The 1,829-nt window shown below is 57.9% G+C and carries 2 protein-coding genes and 1 CRISPR repeat array; both genes read right to left on the bottom strand.

Features of this window, described 5'->3' with window-relative positions:
- Positions 1 to 132: 132 nt before the first annotated feature.
- Positions 133 to 906: a CRISPR direct-repeat array (repeat unit 37 nt; unit sequence GTTCATTGGCATAAAAATCCGCACGGCGGATTGAAAC).
- 346 nt (positions 907 to 1,252) lie between these two features.
- The gene (locus CJ255_RS24755) at positions 1,253 to 1,381 is read right to left on the bottom strand and encodes a hypothetical protein (RefSeq protein ID WP_281257234.1); all 129 of its coding nucleotides are present in this window, start codon (positions 1,379 to 1,381) and stop codon (positions 1,253 to 1,255) included.
- A 205-nt stretch (positions 1,382 to 1,586) separates the two neighbouring features.
- On the bottom strand, positions 1,587 to 1,829 hold a 243-nt coding region (locus tag CJ255_RS21865; protein ID WP_217352523.1), incomplete at its 5' end, for a hypothetical protein.

Genomic DNA, 1,829 nt, shown 5'->3' with positions numbered 1-1,829 from the left:
AGTCAAGAATGTTCTTTTTGCTTTCGGTTGCGATTATTTCTGATTAAAAATAGTTTGGATAATTTTGCAACAGTCTCCACGGCGGATTGAAACGAGTGCGATCTAGAAGGACGGAGCGGATGGCGCGGATCAGTTCATTGGCATAAAAATCCGCACGGCGGATTGAAACCGACTTTCACAAAAGAAAATCGCACTGGATGCGGTTCATTGGCATAAAAATCCGCACGGCGGATTGAAACCGCACGCTGGCGTATGCTCCGAGATGAATGACTCGTGTTCATTGGCATAAAAATCCGCACGGCGGATTGAAACGCTGGAGAAGCCGGAGCATTGGATGCTCTACGATCCTCGTTCATTGGCATAAAAATCCGCACGGCGGATTGAAACATACTAATTCAAGTGAGGGAAGTTAGCACAGAGGAGAGTTCATTGGCATAAAAATCCGCACGGCGGATTGAAACACGGCAAACACGTTGCCGTCCTTGCGAACAGGCGCGTCGTTCATTGGCATAAAAATCCGCACGGCGGATTGAAACCCGTATCCGCAGGCACAGCTTGACGCGGCGATCTGGCTGGGTTCATTGGCATAAAAATCCGCACGGCGGATTGAAACCCTCACTCCCGGCGGTCAAGCGGTGCGATTGTGGCAGGTTCATTGGCATAAAAATCCGCACGGCGGATTGAAACGTTGGCGGAATGATGCCTGTCCCGCCGTAGCCCAAGTTCATTGGCATAAAAATCCGCACGGCGGATTGAAACCCAGGATACCGCGATGTCGCCGCCCTGCCCCGCCACGTTCATTGGCATAAAAATCCGCACGGCGGATTGAAACATATGAATACGCCCAACCCTCCGCAAGGCTGTCGGGTGTTCATTGGCATAAAAATCCGCACGGCGGATTGAAACGAACGGCGCCCATTCAGGGCCGGGCCGTGTTCTTCGTCAAATGGCCCACGAATCCGCATGGCGGATTGAAACGCGAGCAAACGACCCTGACGTTGAGGTTATCCGCTTGTCAAATGGCCCACGAATCCGCATGGCGGATTGAAACCGGAGAATATCATTAGTCTCCGCGCGGTCGGCGCGGTCAAATGGCCCACGAATCCGCATGGCGGATTGAAACGGGCATCAAGCCCGCCCACCGCGCGCCCGCCGTGCGGTCAAATGGCCCACGAATCCGCATGGGAGGGGCGCACTAAACATAATCATCAAAAATAGTCCCTTTGTTCTCATTTACCCCCACCGCTGCCCGTCAGCCGCGTGCCGACGAGCGGCGGTGGCGTGTTGAGGGGGGCGGTGGCGTCCGCATGGGCGCGGGATCGCCGGAACGCTGCCGCTCTTGGGCTTGGGCTGCTCGCGCTGGCACGGTTCTGGGGCGCATATGGCCCGTGTGCCCGTGGTTGCCCGCTCGATGGCCGGTTTGCGGCACAGCGAGTCATGGCGCGGGCGGCAGACGCGACGCGCGGGTGGCAAACATATGTTTGTTTTTTTCGCAACCCGTGCGACGTTGGGTCGTGCCTGGGGCTGTTCACCACCACCACCCACCAACGGGTTCCCCAGGCTGGGACGGGCAGTCGCACAGACGATTACGCGATGAGAGGCCGCTCCTCCGTGGCGGCGTGGCGCATGCGCTGCAGCGCCCGTAGGTTGATCAGGACGTAGATCAGGCTATTCTGGTTGACAATCGCCCGGCCCCGCCGCAACTTCGGCGTGGTGATGCCCAGCGCCTCGGCCTGGCTGTTGATGCGCTCCACCATCGTGCGCGTGCCGTAGACGACTTTATACTCCGCGCCCTCGCGGTCAAGCGTGTGACGCATGCGCGCCCCCTC

It is taken from the genome of Candidatus Viridilinea mediisalina, from assembly GCF_002532535.1.
In the GTDB taxonomy this organism is placed as follows: domain Bacteria; phylum Chloroflexota; class Chloroflexia; order Chloroflexales; family Chloroflexaceae; genus Viridilinea; species Viridilinea mediisalina.
This window is presented reverse-complemented; position numbering and strand designations above follow the sequence as displayed.

Excerpts from the sequence above, each read along its gene's own strand:
- CJ255_RS24755 (WP_281257234.1), bottom strand. The coding sequence starts at position 1,381 with ATGCGCCCCAGAACCGTGCCAGCGCGAGCAGCCCAAGCCCAAGAGCGG.